Raw genomic sequence first — 15,781 nt, 5'->3', positions numbered from 1 at the left:
CCTATGTGCCAGTTCATACAGCGTAATGCCCCCTGACACGTTCACCGTACTCTGAGCGTAGAGGGAAAACAAATCTACAGGTGAACGGAAAAACGACAGGGCAAAAGATCTCTCCCTGAAGATTTAGAAAGAAAAATATAGTCACCGCCCTGGACAGCGGAATTTAAAGAAACATTGCCGCCGTTCCAGGGACGGGTATCCACAACTTAGAAACTATAATCCAGCGCCATAAAGTAGCGGCGACCGTCTTCGTTATAGCTGTAGATATCACGATTCAGATCTTTGTCGCCGAGGTTCAGAACCCCTGCCCGCACCTTCACGTTCTTGGTCGCTTTCCAGGCTCCGCCGGTGTTCCACACGATGTAGCCGCCGGGTGTTTTATCCGTCGCGGATACCGCACGCTGCTTGCCGGTGTAGTTCGCCGACACATAGAACGACCAGTCCTCCAGCGGCGCCCAGTCAACGGTGCCGTTGGCGGTGTGGAACGACTGCTGCTGCAGCGGTTTATTGCCGCCGTTGCTCAGGTCGCGCCCGTCGTTATAGGTGTAGTTCAGCGACAGTTTCCACTGGTCGTTAAACGGTATTTTTAGCTCGGTTTCTACGCCGCGGATGCGAGCTTTGTTCACGTTGTAATAGCGGAAGATTGGGTTACCGCTCTTATCAAAGCCCACAAAGTTTGAGTAAGACGGTGCCACGCTACGGTTCGCGGTACGCTGAATATCAATCATATCCTCAACGTTGTTCTGGAAAGCGGTCACGCTGCCGCTCACGCCGTCCAGAATGCCTTCGTCCCCGGCGTAATACAGCCCCAGCTCAAAGCTTTCGCTGGTTTCCGGCTTCAGGTCAGGGCTGCCGACAATCTGGCAGGCACCACGGCAGGATTTACTGGTCCAGTCCGGGCTAAGCTGCAGCAGAGACGGCGCTTTGAAGGCCGTGGCCCAGCCACCTTTGACGGTGACGGTATCCGTCGCGTTATAAACCAGATAGGCCCGCGGGCTCCAGTGGTCACCGTAGGTTTCATGGTCATCCATACGAATGCCGGTGGTCAGCGCCAGCGGCTCAAAGATGCGCCATTCGTCTTCAATAAACAGGGCGTACTGGCTGGCCGAGGTTTGCGAGCTATTACCGCCGGTAATATTCACCGGATCGCTCAGCTTGTCATGCCGCCACTCCCCGCCGAAGGTCAGAAACTGGTTGATGTCGCTGAGCGGCAGCACCAGCTTGCCGTCCAGGCTGTTGTTGCGTGAAGTGATTGCCCCGCTGTTGCCTGGATTCAGGTTATCGATTTTGTCGCCATAGAAACGCAGTTCGGTATTGCCGAAGCCCCAGCGGCCGTTATGCCCGAGGGAGTAATCCTGACGTTCGATGCGATTCTTATCCAGCGAGTCAGATTCCCTGTCCTGACGGTCAAAGCCGTAGCCCACGGTGACATCCTGATTTTCAGCCGGCGTCCAGGCAAACTCGGTGCTGGCATTGCGGGAAGTGAAGCCTTCAATCTGCGGCGTCAGGCCGCTGGCGTTGGTCGTTGACGCCTGTTGGCCGTCCTTCTGGCGCTTGCCCAGGCTGCCATAGACTTTTACGCCCAGCACGTCGTCAATCAGCGGGCCGCTGGTGAAAAAGTTGCCGTTATAGGTGTCGCCGCGATCGCGGTGTTCTTGCACCGTGGAATCTACGGTGAAGGTGCCGTGCCAGGCTTTACCAACTTTACGGGTGATGATGTTCACCACGCCGCCGAGGGCGTCGGAACCATACAGGGAGGACATCGGCCCGCGCACCACTTCGATGCGCTCGATGGCATCCGCCGGGATCCAGTTCAGATCGAAGTCGTTATGGCGGAATACCGCATTACGGGAGTTGACTCGTTTACCGTCCACCAGAATCAGGGTGTAGCTGCTGTCCAGGCCTCGCAGACTGACGCCCCGGCGGTTATCCCCTTCGTTGGTCAGCTGGACGCCAGGCACGTTCTGCAGCACATCCTTCAGATTGTTAACCGGTTTTTTTTGCAGTTCGTCCCGGGTGATGACGCTGATACTGGCGGGCGCATCTTTGAGGTTTTGCTCGGTGGCAGACGCGGTGACAACGAGGGTTTCTTCGCGATCGTCGGCGATGACGGGAAAAGCCAGACCAAGTACAGACGCACAAAGTCCTCCCCGGACAATGGGATTCAACCTTAACATTTCTTTCTCTCCATGAGGTGAATTACAAACGAAACAACCGTTTAGCGCTCACATTGCACTATGCGCCAGCGGCTACATTGGCCGCCGGCTGCATACTGTGTTCCTTAGTATTTCTGAAATGCGTTGTTATACGGTGGGCGTTTCCACCAGGCCGTCGATCAGCACCTGGGCAACGCCCTGTGAGCAGCGTTCAATGCGCCCCTTCACGCCGTAAACCTGGGCCAGACTGCGCGGAGTAATCACTTCCTCCGGCTCGCCGCTGGCAACCAGTTTGCCGTCGCGCAGCATGAGAACGTGCTCGCTATGGCGTAAAGCAATATTGATGTCGTGCACCACCACAACGGTGACGATATTACGCTCGCGGGTTTCGCGGGCGACCAGATCCATGACGTGGAACTGGTAATTTAAATCCAGCGCGCTCAGCGGTTCGTCGAGCAGCAGCAGGGACGGACGGCGAATCAAAGACTGCGCCAGGCCCACCAGCTGTTTTTGCCCGCCGGAAAGCTGGTCGAGGTAGCTCAGCGCCAGGTGCGAGATCCCCAGCTGTTTCAGCAGTTGCATGACCTGCGCTTCGCTTTCAGCGCTGTGGCGGCCACCGGACGCGCGCTGCGCCACGATAATGGACTCCAGCACGTGGAGATGGACGCCCTGCGGCAGCGACTGCGGCAGATAAACCACTTTTTCGGCGCGTTTGGCGAACGGCAAAGCCATTAAATCTTCACCATCAAGATACAGCTGCCCTTCCGCGCGATTCAGCCCCGCCAGCGAACGCAGCAGCGTCGATTTCCCGCAGCCGTTCGGCCCCAGCAGCACGGTGATTTTGCCCCGCGGCAGCGTTGGCACGCTCAGGTTTTCGATGATTTGACGCTTCGGGTAACCGGCGTTGAATGCATCAATCTTTAAGCCCTGCATCACACGTTCCCCTTATGGCGCAGAATAATACTCAGGAAGAACGGCACGCCCACCAGCGAGGTGACAATCCCCACCGGAATAATGACGCCAGGGATAATGTTTTTAGAGGCAACCGACGCCAGCGACAGCACCAGAGCACCGACCAGCACGCTGCCCGGGAGATAGAAACGATGATCTTCGCCAAACAGCATACGGGCGATGTGCGGTGCCACCAGGCCGATAAAACCAATGGGGCCGACAAACGCCACGGACAGCGCGGACAAAATACTGATGCGCAGCAACGTGCCTAAACGCAGACGCTTTACGTCGATGCCAAAACTGACAGCACGATCTTCGCCTAAGCGCAGCGCGGTCAGCTTCCAGGAACTCAGCATAGAAATCGGCATGATGATGGCGAAGGCCAGCAGCAGCACGCCGAGCTTGTCCCAGGAGGCTCGCGCCAGGCTGCCCATCGTCCAGAACACCAGCCCCTGCAGCGTGTCTTCGCTGGCGATAAACTGCAGCATCGACACCAGGGCGTTAAAGGTGAACACCAGCGCGATACCAAACAGCACCACGCCGGAACTTGCCACGCGGGTCCAGCGGGTAATGGCGTCCAGCATCAGCGCGGCAAACAGTGCAAAGACGAAGGCGTTGGCGGAGATAAACCACTGATCGGGCACCCCAGGAATACCGATGCCGAGGATAATCGCCAACGCGGCACCAAAGGCTGCGGCGGAGGAAACGCCGAGGGTAAACGGGCTGGCCAGCGGGTTATTGAGGATGGTTTGCATCTCCGCCCCCGCCAGGCCCAGCGCCATACCGACCAGCAGCGCCATCAGCGCATAAGGCAGACGAATGTCCCACACGATCACCCGCGTACCGGCGTTAGCGCTGGCCGGGTCAATCAGAGTCTGCCACAGCGTATCCAGCGGCAGCCCGGACGGACCAAGGGTAAAGTCCAGCAGTAGCGAGGCGAAAATCGCAATAACCAGCGCCCCCATCAGCAAATAGCGGTGACGTAGCACCTGCTGGTATCGCCCCATGATGGTGGCAGGCTGCGCCTCGTTTGGCATTGGATCGGTGGTGGCACTCATTAAGTCTTACCTTCGTTACTTCTTAAGATCGGTCCAGTACGTTCCCGTTGGCTCGACCGCCAGGAACTGTTTATAAAGTTGCTGCATTGTCTGTTCCGGGTTCACCTCAGCAAACTGCTGTGGATGGAACCAGGTTGCCATCGCCTGAATCGCGAGGATGTTGTACGGCGAATTGTAGAAATTGTGCCATACGCCATAGGCGCGCCCTTCTTTGACCGCGGTTAACTGGTCAATGCCTTTACGCTCCAGCACGCTCTTGAGGCTGGCCTGCGCTTCGGCTTGAGTAGCCTGAGCGCCAAGCACTACGCCCGGAGAGGTTGAGCCAGGCGCTTTACCGCCGCTGGCGATATAAACCTGCGGATCAGCGGCAAGCACTTTTTCCAGGTTTACGGTGCCCAGCGCGCCCGGCAGCAGATTTTTGGCAATGTTCGTGCCGCCCGCCAGGTCGATGAAGTCGCCCATGTTACCCTTGCCCGCCGAACCACAGCACTCTTCCATGGCCGCCGCACGCAGTTCTATGAACACGGATGGCTTGTCTTTTTCCGCCATCTTGCCGGTGACGTCGGTAATTTTTTTCAGGTTTGCTTCATAAAAGGCGATGTAATCATCGGCCTGTTTCTCGCGATGCAACACTTTGCCCAGCACGCGCATGCTCGGCAAGGTATTTTTCAGCGGCGAGGTACGAAAATCAACGAAGACCACCGGGACGCCCGCTTTTTCAAGCTGAGAGACCAGCTCGCTGTGGCGGCCAGGGCCGTGACCAGACAGGCCAAAAATCGCCACGTCTGGGTGTAAAGTCAGCACTTTTTCCGGGCTGACGCTGTCGGCGGTGGTACTGCCAATCAGCGGAATGTCATCAATTTTCGGGAATTTCGCTTTATATTCCGCGTAAGTCTGCGTATCTAACTTACGGAAATCGCCCTGCCAGCCGACGATACGGTCAATCGGTTTTTGCCCTTCCAGCAGCGCCAGAGCATAAAACAGCCGCCCTTCCCCCAGCAAAATGCGGTCAACCTTCTGCGGGATGGTTACTTCACGCCCGACGATATCGGTCACCGTCGCGGCCAGTGCGGCAGGCAAACCAGCGGCGGTTAATGCCAGGGCCAGACAAATATTCTTGAATTTAATCATACGCTTCACGCTAACACTCCTTCGTTCCTTAAAGAATGGCGTTAACGATAAAGCAAATGATAATGGTTATCAATTTAATTGTTCTCTACTATAACCTGGAGGAATTATTGCTGGCGAGAGCGAAATAAAAAAGGGCGTGATGATCACGCCCTCTAAAGAGTAACTTATTGTTGCTAAGGCTTATTTCTCACGAAATTTCGGGAATTCCATTTCGCTGTAGCGCACAAAGCGGCTGCCCTTCGTTATCTTGTAGCCAAACCAGATAGCCAGGAACAGCGGGATGCCAATATAGGTCGCCGCCACGCCGCCCCAGTCAATGGTATCCGACAGGAACGCTTCGTAGTTCTGGCCCAGCGTGATGATCAGGCACAGCACGAACGCGAAGATCGGCCCAATCGGGAAGAAGCCCGAGCGGTACGGCAGGTCGTTAATGTCGTTGCCCTGCAGCACGTAGCCGCGACGGAAGCGATAGTGGCTGATGGCAATCCCGAGCCAGGCGATAAAGCCGGTCATCCCCGAGGTATTCAGCAGCCAGAGGTAAACGGTCTGGTTGCCAAACATAGAAGTCAGGAAGCACAGCGCGGCAATAACGGTGGTCGCATACAGCGCGTTACGCGGCACGCCACCTTTGGACAGCTTCGAGAAAATACGCGGCGCTTTGCCGTCGCAGGCCAGGGTGTAAAGCATGCGCGTGGAAGCGTACATCCCTGAGTTACCCGCAGACAGCACCGCCGTCAGGATAACGGCGTTCATCACCGCCGCCGCAGACAGCAGGCCCGCGTGCTGGAACACCAGAGTGAACGGACTGACGCTGATGTCTTTCACGTCATTACGCAGCAGGCTTGGATCGGTATAAGGAATGATCAGGCTGACAATCAGAATCGCGAACACGTAGAACAGCAGGATACGCCAGAACACCTGGCGCACGGCGCGAGGAATGTTTTTCTCCGGGTCAGCGGATTCACCGGCGGCAATCCCGATAAGCTCGGTGCCCTGGAAAGAGAAGCCGACGATCATCGCCACGCCGATCATTGCGGCAAAGCCCCCGGCAAACGGCGCGTCGCCGGTTGTCCAGTTGCTCCAGCCTACCGGCTGCGCCCCTTTGAAAATACCCACGATCATCATCACACCCACAATGATGAAGATGATGACGGTGGTCACTTTTATCAGCGAGAACCAGTATTCCGCTTCGCCAAAGCCCTTCACGGAGATCCAGTTCAGCAGGAACATAATGCCCAGGAACAGCGCGCTCCAGATCCAGCCTGGAGTGTCCGGGAACCAGTAATTCATCACCAACTGTGCAGCCACGAGGTCAACGGCGATGGTCACCGCCCAGTTGTACCAATAGTTCCAGCCGAGCGCGAAGCCGAAGCCGTCTTCGACATATTTCTGGCCGTAGGTCGCGAAAGAACCGGACACCGGCATAAACGCCGCCAGCTCGCCGAGGCTGGTCATCAGGAAGTACACCATCAGGCCAATCAGCATATAAGAGAGCAGCGCCCCGCCCGGTCCTGCCTGAGAAATTGTTGCCCCAGAGGCAACGAAAAGCCCCGTGCCGATGGATCCGCCGATGGCGATCATCGTCAGGTGGCGCGCCTTTAATTCGCGGCGTAAGCCAGGCGCTTCTGTCGTTTTATCTTGTGAAACCATAGGAAATTGTTGCCTATCCAAAAAATGAGGCAAGATTGTAACAAAACGTCTTTGTTCAGATAGCAGAAATCCCGGGTTATAAGAGAGCTTCATGATCGCCCGGCGATTATTAGCGAGGCACTTATCAGGCCGATAAGTTGAGGGGAATTAAAAAACCGCCGGCGCGCTCAGTTGCCCGGCGGTCAAAGATTAACCCAGCCCGCGCACGGACGAAATAAACTGCTGCAGTTCCTGAGTCCGGGGATTGGCGAAGAACGACTTGCTTTCCCCCTGCTCCCACACTTTGCCCTGGTGCATAAACACCACGCGGTCGCCGACTTCCCGGGCAAAGTTCATTTCGTGAGTGACCAGAATCAGCGTCATGCCTTCTGCCGCCAGCTGCTCCAGTACTTTCAGCACTTCGCCCACCAGTTCCGGATCAAGCGCCGAGGTGATTTCATCGCACAGCAAGACTTTTGGGTTCATTGCCAGCGCGCGGGCAATGGCCACGCGCTGCTGCTGGCCGCCGGACAGGTTAGCCGGGTAGTAATCCACCCGCTCGCCCAGGCCGACTTTATTGAGCATCTCCAGCCCCAACTCGCGGCATTCGGCGGCGCTTTTATTCAGCACCCTGCGCGGCGCCAGCATCACGTTTTCCAGCGCGGTCATGTGCGGGAATAGGTTAAAGTTCTGAAACACCATACCCACGGAACGGCTGATTTCACGCGCCTGCGACTCGCGGTCGGTAATGGTCATGCCGCCCAGCTTGATGCTGCCGTCCTGGTAGCCTTCCAGCCCGTTCATACAGCGCAGCAGCGTACTTTTGCCGGAGCCGCTGCGGCCGATGATCGACACCACTTCGCCCATGTCGATATCCAGGCTAACGCCCTTCAGCACGTGATTGTCGCCATAATATTTCTGTACATCATTAATGGTGATGAGCGGCATTAAATTTTTTCTCCAGGTAGCGGCTGTAGCGCGACAGCGGATAGCAAAGTAAGAAATAGCCGAGCGCCACCAGGGCAAAGACTTTAAACGGCTCAAACGTGACGTTGTTCAGCATGGTGCCGGCTTTAGTTAGCTCGACAAAACCGATGATCGAGGTCAGGGCCGTGCCCTTAATGACCTGCACCGAAAACCCAACCGTGGGTGCCACGGCGATACGCATCGCCTGCGGGGCAATGACCCGGCACAGCGTCTGCCCGAAGCTCAAACCGAGGCAGCGGCAGGCTTCCCACTGGCCTTTAGGCAAAGCACGAATGCTGCCGTACCAGATATCCAGCAAAAACGCGCTGGTAAACAGCGTCAGGGCAAGCGTGGCCGCCGTCCAGGGGCTGACATCAATGCCAAACAGCGCAATGCCGAAGAAAGCGAGGAACAACTGCATCAGCAGCGGCGTGCCCTGAAACAGCGCGACGTAGGCGCTGATGAAGCGTTTGGGCCATTTCCAGCGGCTCATGCGCAGCAGCAATAAAGGCAGCGTCACCAGAGTGCCGCAGAAAAAAGCAATCAGCGACAGCAGCACCGTCCAGCGGGCCGCCAGCAGCAGGTTGCGCACGATATCCCAGTCGGTAAACGTCATCATCCGACATCACTCCCCAACCATTTCCGCCCTGCCGCCAGCAGCAGTTGACGCATCATTAACGACAGCACCAGGTACATTAAGGTCGTCACCAGATAGACCTCGAAGCTGAGGAAGGTACGCGACTGAATGAGGCTGGCCGCAAAGGTCAGATCTTCACAGGACACCTGGGACACCACGGAAGAGCCCAGCATCACGATGATGCACTGGCTGACCAGCGACGGATAAATACGCTTTAGCGACGGCGGCAGCACCACGCGTAAAAAGGTCTGGCTACGGCTTAACCCCAGCACGCGAGCCGCCTCCCACTGCCCTTTCGGCGTCACCTGAATGCCCGCGCGAATAATCTCGGTGCTGTAAGCCCCGAGGTTAATCAGCATCGCGATAAGCGCCGCTTCCCCGGCGTTGAGCTTTAACCCCAGCGCAGGGAGCCCAAACACAATAAAGAACAGCTGCACAACGAACGGCGTGTTGCGAATCAGTTCCACGTAGCCGCCCCACGCCAGGCTTAACAGCCCCGGCTTTCCGCTGCGAATGGCCGCCCCGGTAATGCCGATAGCCACGCCACCGACCGTCGCCATAAAAGTGAGCCCCAGCGTCACCCACAGGCCGGACAATAACTCCGGCCAGTAAGGCAGCAGACCGGCAAAATCAAGTTGCGTGGTCATCCCCGGCACCTCAAGCGCCGAGGTTGGCAGGCAGCGGCGCCTGCATCCATTTCTGCGACAAGGTGTTCAGGGTATTGTCCTTCAGCGCCTCACCAATCAGCTCGTCCACCTTCGCTTTCAGCGCAGGTTCATTCTTTTTCAGCCCGATGTAGCAAGGGGAATCCTTGAGCATAAATTTGCTGACCGGCGCTTTGGCTGGGCTCTGGCGGGCAATCGCCGCCACAACGAGGTTACCGGTGGCGATGTACTGCACCTGGCCTGAAAGATAGGCGGAGATGGTAGTGTTATTGTCTTCGTAGCGCTTCACGTCGGCGTCTTTCGGCGCGAGGTCGGTTAATACCATGTCCTCTACTGCGCCACGGGTCACGCCAATGGTTTTCCCACTAAGCGCTTTAGCATCTGTCACTGCGCCATCTTTCGGCCCGAACACGCCAAGGAAGAACGGGGCGTAAGCGCGGCTAAAATCGATGACTTTTTCACGTTCAGCGTTCTTGCCGAGGCTGGAAATGACCAGGTCAACTTTGTCCGTCTGCAGATATGGCACGCGGTTCGCGCTGGTGACCGGCACCAGCTGTAGCTTGACCTTCAGACCTTTTGCCAGGTAAGCCGCCATATCAATGTCGTAACCCTGAGGTTTCAGGTCAGCGTTCACTGAACCAAAAGGCGGGAAATCCTGCGGAACCGCTACGCGCAGCACGCCGCGTTTTTCGATATCCTGCAGCTGATCGGCCATTACCGCCCCGGCCTGAGCCAGCAGCACCGTTGCGCCAACTAAAGAGAACAACCATTTTTTCATCGTCATGTGCAGCCTCGTCGCCTGATTGAAACAAAAGATTCTTTGAATTCAATTCTGCAACTAATGTGCCAACGACGATGAATCGCGAAGATCGCTGCTACATTGCGGTGAAAAAGAAGTTAACGGGCGTGAGGTTGCCTCGCAGCCACACCCCAATCAGGTGCAGCTGCAAGATTTTGGTGCATTATGCTTCGCAGTAGCGCAGAAAACGCAGCAGCGCGTTAGAGATATGCTTCTGGCGATGGTGGATCCGGTACAGCGTCCGCACCAGACGAGGGAGGGGAATAGCCACTTCAACCAATGAGCCGCTCTCCAGCTGCTCGGCAATCACCCGGCGAGACAGGCAGCTGATGCCCAGCCCGTGGCGCACCGCATGTTTGATCGCCTCGGAATTGCCCAGCTCCATACCCAACTGAAACTCTGGCAGATGCGAAAGCAGTAAATAGTCGACGATTTCGCGGGTGCCTGAACCGCGCTCACGCAGGATCCACGGCTGCTTTGCCAGGCTTTCCAGCGTTACCGCCTGGTGCACCAGCGGGTTGCCCGGCGAAGCAAAGACCACCAGCTCATCGTCGAGCCACGGCTCGGTCACCAGCTCCGCCATATGACAAGGCCCTTCAATCAGGCCAATATCTACGCGAAAATCCGCCACCGCGTTGATCACGTCCTGGCTGTTGCCGACGCTAAGCTCCAGCGGCAGCTTCGGGAAGTCGCGCCGGTAGCGGGCAATCATCTCCGGCAGAATATAGTTGCCAATGGTGCTGCTGGCATACACGCGGATCGCGCCGTTATCTTCCCGAAACAGCTGTTCTATTTCACCGGCCTGCTCCAGCAGCCCCACCACTCGCGGGTAGAGCAGCCTGCCATGTTCATTTACCACGAGGCGCTTCCCCACTCGGTCAAAGAGCTGAACCCCTAGCTGACCTTCAAGATCGGCAAGCGCGGCGCTGACCGCCGATTGAGAGAGGGACAGCATCTGAGAGGCTTGCGTGGTCGAACCGCTTTTAAGCACTTCAGCAAAGACTTCCAGCTGCCGCAGCGTGATATGCATGAGAGAGATTTCCTGTGGTGGCAGCCGTCGCTTACCACTTATAAAGATTAATTATAAATATATAATCAATTTTATTTTTATGCCAGCCAGGCGTAGCCTTTTCCCTAAGACAGAGGAGAAGGTTATGACAGTACTCACCGTACAAGCTCGCCGCCACACGCTGTGGCATTTTTTACCGGGGCTGGCGCTTTCCGCCGCCATTACCGGCCTGGCGTTATGGCTTGGCAACATTCCCGCGGTGGCCGGCGTCGGCCTTAGCGCCCTGACGCTCGCCATCCTTTGCGGCATGATAATCGGCAACACCGTGTATCCCAAAATCTGGCAGCAGTGCGACGGCGGCGTGCTGTTCGCCAAGCAGCACCTTCTGCGCCTCGGCATTATTCTGTATGGCTTCCGCCTGACGTTTTCGCAGATTGCCGACGTTGGCGTCAGCGGTCTGGTGATTGACGCCCTGACGCTGTGCAGCACCTTCGCCCTCGCCTGCTGGCTCGGCCAGAAAGTGTTTGGTCTGGACAGACAAACCAGCTGGCTGATTGGTGCGGGCAGCAGTATTTGCGGCGCGGCGGCTGTACTTGCCACCGAACCGGTGGTGAAAGCCGAAGCCAGTAAAGTCACCGTGGCCGTAGCCACCGTGGTTATCTTCGGGACGCTGGCTATCTTTATCTACCCGATGATTTACCCGTTCGTCAGCCACTGGTTTACGCCGGAAGCCTTTGGGATTTACACCGGGTCAACGATGCATGAAGTTGCCCAGGTTGTTGCCGCAGGGCACGCCATTAGCCCGGAAACGGAAAATGCGGCGGTGATTGCCAAAATGCTCCGCGTGATGATGCTCGCCCCGTTCCTGATTTTCCTGGCCGCCCGCGTTAAATCTCTGGCACCGGCTGGCTCGGCGCAAACCGGTAAAATCACCATCCCGTGGTTTGCAATACTCTTTATCGTGGTGGCGATCTTCAACTCCTTCCACTTCCTGCCACAGGCGCTGGTGAATGTGCTGGTCACGCTGGATACCTTCCTGCTGGCAGTGGCGATGGCGGCTCTGGGCCTGACGACCCACGTTAGTGCCCTGAAAAAAGCCGGGGTTCGCCCGCTGCTTATGGCGCTGGTGCTGTTCATCTGGCTGATTGTCGGCGGCGCGGCCATTAACCTGGCAATTCATCACCTGTTAGCATAATTCAATACGGAAAAAAGCCTCCTGACCCGCTATCATGACGGACTACCGATAGCGGGTTTTGCCCGTCAAGAAACAGGAGAAGACAGATGAAGTTTATTGGAGCGCACGTTAGCGCCTCGGGTGGCCTGGAAAACGCCGCCATTCGCGCCCACGAACTGGAAGCCACCGCTTTTGCCCTGTTCACCAAGAATCAACGCCAGTGGCGCGCCGCGCCGCTGACCAGCGAAGTTATCGACAACTTTAAGAGCGCCTGCGAAAAATACCATTATGGCCCAGGCCAAATCCTCCCCCACGACAGCTACCTGATAAACCTCGGCCACCCGGTTGAAGATGCGCTGGAAAAATCCCGCGAGGCGTTTATCGACGAAATGGTGCGCTGCCAGCAGCTGGGGCTGACGCTATTGAATTTCCATCCGGGCAGCCACCTGAAGCAGATTCCGGAAGAGGAATGCCTGAAGCGCATTGCAGAGTCGATTAACATTGCGCTGGAGAAGTCCGAAGGCGTGACCGCAGTCATCGAAAACACCGCTGGCCAGGGCAGTAACCTTGGTTTCCGCTTTGAGCATCTCGCGGCGATTATTGACGGCGTGGAAGATAAATCCCGCGTTGGCGTCTGCATCGATACCTGCCACGCCTTTGCCGCCGGGTACGATCTGCGCACAGAAGCTGACTGCGACAAAACCTTTAGTGAGTTCGAGCGTATCGTCGGGTTCAAATACCTGCGCGGGATGCACCTCAACGATGCCAAAAGCGAGTTTGGCAGCCGCGTTGACCGCCACAACAGCCTCGGCCTCGGGAATATCGGCCACACGCCGTTTAGCTGGATCATGCGTGACGCCCGTTTTGATGGTATTCCGTTAATTCTGGAAACTACCAACCCGGATATCTGGGCCGAAGAGATCGCCTGGCTTAAAGCACAGCAGCACGAGGAAGCGACGGCATAACGCTGTCGCTGGATGCGTCAGGGTCATTGCTGGTAGCTGCACTCAGTGCGCTGCCAGCTCATAATAAAATGCAGGATTGCTTTGAATGGTAGCCAGTACCTTGGCCGCTAATCCGGTGGGATTGCGACGTTTTGACTCCCAACTTTTGATCGTGTCAACGCTGGTGCCTAAGGCCTGAGCCATTTCACTTTGCGAAACCTTCAGCTGTTCCCTTATCGCCCGAACATCCGCCACATCATAACGCACGACCTTCGCGGGTAATTTTCCCCCGTTTTTAATTTCCACCGCCTCTTCAAGCGAGGTTTTAAGGTCATTAAAGAAGCTCATTTTCTACGCTACCTTTTAGTAATTTAGTCAGCCTCCTGAGTTCAGCTTTTTCTGCTGCCGTCAGGTTGTCTTTTACGTGCTTCGGCCACGCCATGATCAGCCAAATCATCTCTGTCGTTGCAAAAAAATAGATTACCCGAGCGCCCCCGCTTTTACCCCGAACGCCGGTTGCCGTTCTGATTTTCCGTAACCCTCCGGTGCCCTGAATCAGATCACCTTTCTCCGGGGAGCCAATTAAAACCTTTTGCAACGCGCTAAGTTCATCATCTGTCGCAAACTGTTTAATCTGCCGGGTAAATAACGTCGTCTCAATAAAAGTTATAGCGTGCGTCATTGCGCCCTCATCCTTAAGGGTACTACGTACACCAATGGGTACATAGTACACTCTCATTGTGTGCCAGGCCAAAATATTTATTTTTATTCACTCAGAAACAAGCTTGAAAAAGCAGGTGTGTGAAAAGTGAGAATAAATGGGGTGCAACGACCTGGCAGGTTTTCAGTCAGGCTCGAGACATGCCTCAGGAACTGACTTAGCGGCCTTTAAGGATTGTTCGGAGAGCAACATTGATCATAGAAAGAAAAACGCCCCGCATTAGCGAGGCGTTTTTTAGCTGAGCGGAAGATTAAGCGACCTTCGCCGCCAGCTCCGTTTCAGGACGTTTGAGGAAGGCGTAGGACAGGCCCGCCACCAGCGTACCGGCGACAATCGCCAGCAGGTAACCCAGCACCGGAGTAATCGCGCCAGGGATCAGCAGGACAAACAGGCCGCCGTGCGGGGCCATCAGTTTCGCGCCAACCGCCATGGACAGCGCCCCCGTCAGCGCCCCGCCGATGATGCAGCAAGGCAGCACGCGCATCGGGTCACGGGCGGCAAACGGAATCGCCCCTTCGGTAATAAAGCACAGCCCGAGCACCAGAGCCGCTTTGCCCCCTTCCTGCTGCGCCTTATCAAACTTACGGCGAGCCACCAGCGTAGCCAGGCCCAGCGCCAGCGGTGGTACCATGCCCGCGGCCATGATCGCCGCCATTGGTGCGTAGGTCTGGGTACTGAGCAAGCCGACGCCAAAAGCGTAAGCCGCTTTGTTCACCGGGCCGCCCATATCGGTACACATCATGCCACCCAGAATCGCGCCCAGCAGAACCGCGTTCGCGGTGCCCATGGTTTGCAGCCAGTGGGTCAGGCCCGCCAGGATTTTAGCCACCGGGGTGCCAATCAGGTAGATCATTGCCAGGCCAACAACCAGGCTTGAGAACAGCGGAATGATCAGGATCGGCTTCAGTGCTTCCATGCTTGGTGGCAGCTTCAGCTTCGAGCTAATCAGCTTCGCGATATAACCCGCCAGGAAACCGGCGATGATGCCGCCGATAAAGCCCGAACCGGTGCTAACGGCCAGCATGCCGCCGATAAGACCCGGCGTCAGGCCAGGACGGTCCGCAATCGAGAAGGCAATATACCCCGCCAGAACCGGGACCATCAGCGCAAACGCAGAGCCACCACCAATTTGCATCAGCGCCGCGGCAAGCGTACCAGGTTCCTTAAAGGCAGTGATACCGAAGGCAAAGGAGAGCGCAATACACAGGCCGCCCGCAACCACCATCGGCAGCATGTAAGACACCCCCGTCAGCAGATGGCGATACGCCCCGGCGCTTTCTTTTTTGCCGGATTCCTGAGCCGCGCTGGCTTTACCTGCGGCTTCGTAAGGTTTGGCCTCGACCAGCGCCTTATCCAGCTCCTGAGCCGTTTTCTTCAGCGCCAGGCCTGTAGACGTGCGGTACATCGGCTTCCCGGCAAATTTAGCCAGATCCACTTCAATATCCGCCGCCACAATCACCAGATCCGCCTCGGCCACTTCTTCAGGGGTAATCGCGTTCCCTGCGCCAACGGAACCACGGGTTTCAACCTTCACCCACCAGCCGCGTTTTTTCGCTTCGGTTTCGATGGCTTCCGCCGCCATAAACGTGTGCGCCACGCCGGTCGGGCAGGCCGTTACGGCGACGATACGCTTCGGCCCTTTTGCTGGGGCGGTTGCAACAGCTGTCGGCGCGGCGTACGTATGAGCCTTACCTTTCGCTTCGTTCAGGAACAATTCCGGGTGCTGCACCGCGCGATCGATATCGCCCAGGAACACCTTTTTGCCGTTCAGTGAAGTATCAGCGGGAATGGCGTTGCCAACGACAATCGCCAGTTCGGCATCGTTCGGGTTATCAATAATGTCGAGGTGCGCTTTTGGCGCTGCGGCACCGAGCAGCGTCTTCGCGAGATACGCGCGCGCCTGCCCAAGTCCCGGTTCAATAATTAACAGCGTTTTCATTG

Annotated in this window: 15 protein-coding genes; 2 read left to right on the top strand and 13 right to left on the bottom strand. The window is 56.7% G+C overall.

Annotated features, from left to right (window positions below; genetic code table 11):
• Positions 1–206 precede the first annotated feature (206 nt).
• The 10 genes from cirA to yieE all read right to left on the bottom strand — a co-directional run bounded on the left by cirA (position 207) and on the right by yieE (position 11,022).
• Entirely contained in the window at positions 207–2,177 is a 1,971-nt protein-coding gene (gene cirA, locus ACREYP_RS07205; protein WP_166991066.1) for a catecholate siderophore receptor CirA, read from the bottom strand.
• Positions 2,178–2,303: 126 nt separating this feature from the next.
• Positions 2,304–3,092 (bottom strand): ABC transporter ATP-binding protein, encoded by a 789-nt coding sequence (locus ACREYP_RS07200; RefSeq protein ID WP_085938913.1) that lies wholly within the window; start codon positions 3,090–3,092, stop codon positions 2,304–2,306.
• Positions 3,089–4,165 carry a FecCD family ABC transporter permease gene (locus tag ACREYP_RS07195; protein ID WP_008459946.1) on the bottom strand — a complete coding sequence of 359 codons (1,077 nt, stop codon included), beginning with the start codon at positions 4,163–4,165 and terminating at the stop codon, positions 3,089–3,091. The genes ACREYP_RS07200 and ACREYP_RS07195 overlap by 4 nt, the downstream gene beginning before the upstream one ends.
• 15 nt (positions 4,166–4,180) lie before the next feature.
• Complete coding sequence (locus tag ACREYP_RS07190; RefSeq protein ID WP_034809653.1) at positions 4,181–5,296, bottom strand: ABC transporter substrate-binding protein; 1,116 nt, start codon at positions 5,294–5,296, stop codon at positions 4,181–4,183.
• A gap of 180 nt (positions 5,297–5,476) precedes the next feature.
• Positions 5,477–6,946, bottom strand: coding sequence for an amino acid permease (locus ACREYP_RS07185; RefSeq protein WP_008459942.1), 1,470 nt, complete (start codon positions 6,944–6,946; stop codon positions 5,477–5,479).
• A 189-nt stretch (positions 6,947–7,135) separates the two neighbouring features.
• Positions 7,136–7,873 carry an amino acid ABC transporter ATP-binding protein gene (locus ACREYP_RS07180; protein ID WP_039295413.1) on the bottom strand — a complete coding sequence of 246 codons (738 nt, stop codon included), beginning with the start codon at positions 7,871–7,873 and terminating at the stop codon, positions 7,136–7,138.
• Entirely contained in the window at positions 7,854–8,510 is a 657-nt protein-coding gene (locus ACREYP_RS07175) for an amino acid ABC transporter permease (protein ID WP_336819216.1), read from the bottom strand. Before ACREYP_RS07175 ends, ACREYP_RS07180 begins: the two co-directional genes overlap by 20 nt.
• Positions 8,507–9,175: an amino acid ABC transporter permease gene (locus tag ACREYP_RS07170; protein ID WP_336819217.1), complete on the bottom strand. Its 669-nt coding sequence runs from the start codon at positions 9,173–9,175 to the stop codon at positions 8,507–8,509. The genes ACREYP_RS07175 and ACREYP_RS07170 overlap by 4 nt, the downstream gene beginning before the upstream one ends.
• Before the next feature lie 10 nt (positions 9,176–9,185).
• Entirely contained in the window at positions 9,186–9,971 is a 786-nt protein-coding gene (locus ACREYP_RS07165) for a transporter substrate-binding domain-containing protein (RefSeq protein ID WP_166864868.1), read from the bottom strand.
• Between the two features lie 184 nt (positions 9,972–10,155).
• Entirely contained in the window at positions 10,156–11,022 is an 867-nt protein-coding gene (gene yieE / locus ACREYP_RS07160) for a DNA-binding transcriptional regulator YeiE (RefSeq protein WP_008459931.1), read from the bottom strand.
• Positions 11,023–11,146: 124 nt separating this feature from the next.
• Here yieE and ACREYP_RS07155 point away from each other — a divergent pair, with 124 nt between their 5' ends.
• A complete protein-coding gene (locus ACREYP_RS07155) occupies positions 11,147–12,196 on the top strand; it encodes a YeiH family protein (protein ID WP_008459930.1) in 1,050 nt (349 codons plus the stop codon).
• 86 nt (positions 12,197–12,282) lie between these two features.
• The gene (nfo, locus tag ACREYP_RS07150) at positions 12,283–13,140 is read left to right on the top strand and encodes a deoxyribonuclease IV (protein ID WP_008459928.1); all 858 of its coding nucleotides are present in this window, start codon (positions 12,283–12,285) and stop codon (positions 13,138–13,140) included.
• A gap of 42 nt (positions 13,141–13,182) precedes the next feature.
• Here nfo and nadS read toward each other — a convergent pair whose 3' ends face one another.
• The 3 genes from nadS to fruA form a co-directional block, all read right to left on the bottom strand.
• Entirely contained in the window at positions 13,183–13,467 is a 285-nt protein-coding gene (gene nadS, locus ACREYP_RS07145) for a NadS family protein (RefSeq protein WP_008459926.1), read from the bottom strand.
• Entirely contained in the window at positions 13,454–13,801 is a 348-nt protein-coding gene (locus ACREYP_RS07140) for a type II toxin-antitoxin system RelE/ParE family toxin (protein ID WP_336819218.1), read from the bottom strand. The genes nadS and ACREYP_RS07140 overlap by 14 nt, the downstream gene beginning before the upstream one ends.
• Positions 13,802–14,090: 289 nt before the next feature.
• Complete coding sequence (fruA, locus tag ACREYP_RS07135; RefSeq protein ID WP_336984955.1) at positions 14,091–15,779, bottom strand: PTS fructose transporter subunit IIBC; 1,689 nt, start codon at positions 15,777–15,779, stop codon at positions 14,091–14,093.
• Between the last annotated feature and the right edge of the window lie 2 nt (positions 15,780–15,781).

Source organism: Enterobacter sp. TMH.L2, assembly GCF_050847315.1.
Taxonomy (GTDB): Bacteria; Pseudomonadota; Gammaproteobacteria; order Enterobacterales; family Enterobacteriaceae; genus Cedecea.
The sequence above is the reverse complement of the archived record's forward strand: the minus strand, read 5'-3'. Positions and strand labels throughout refer to the sequence as shown.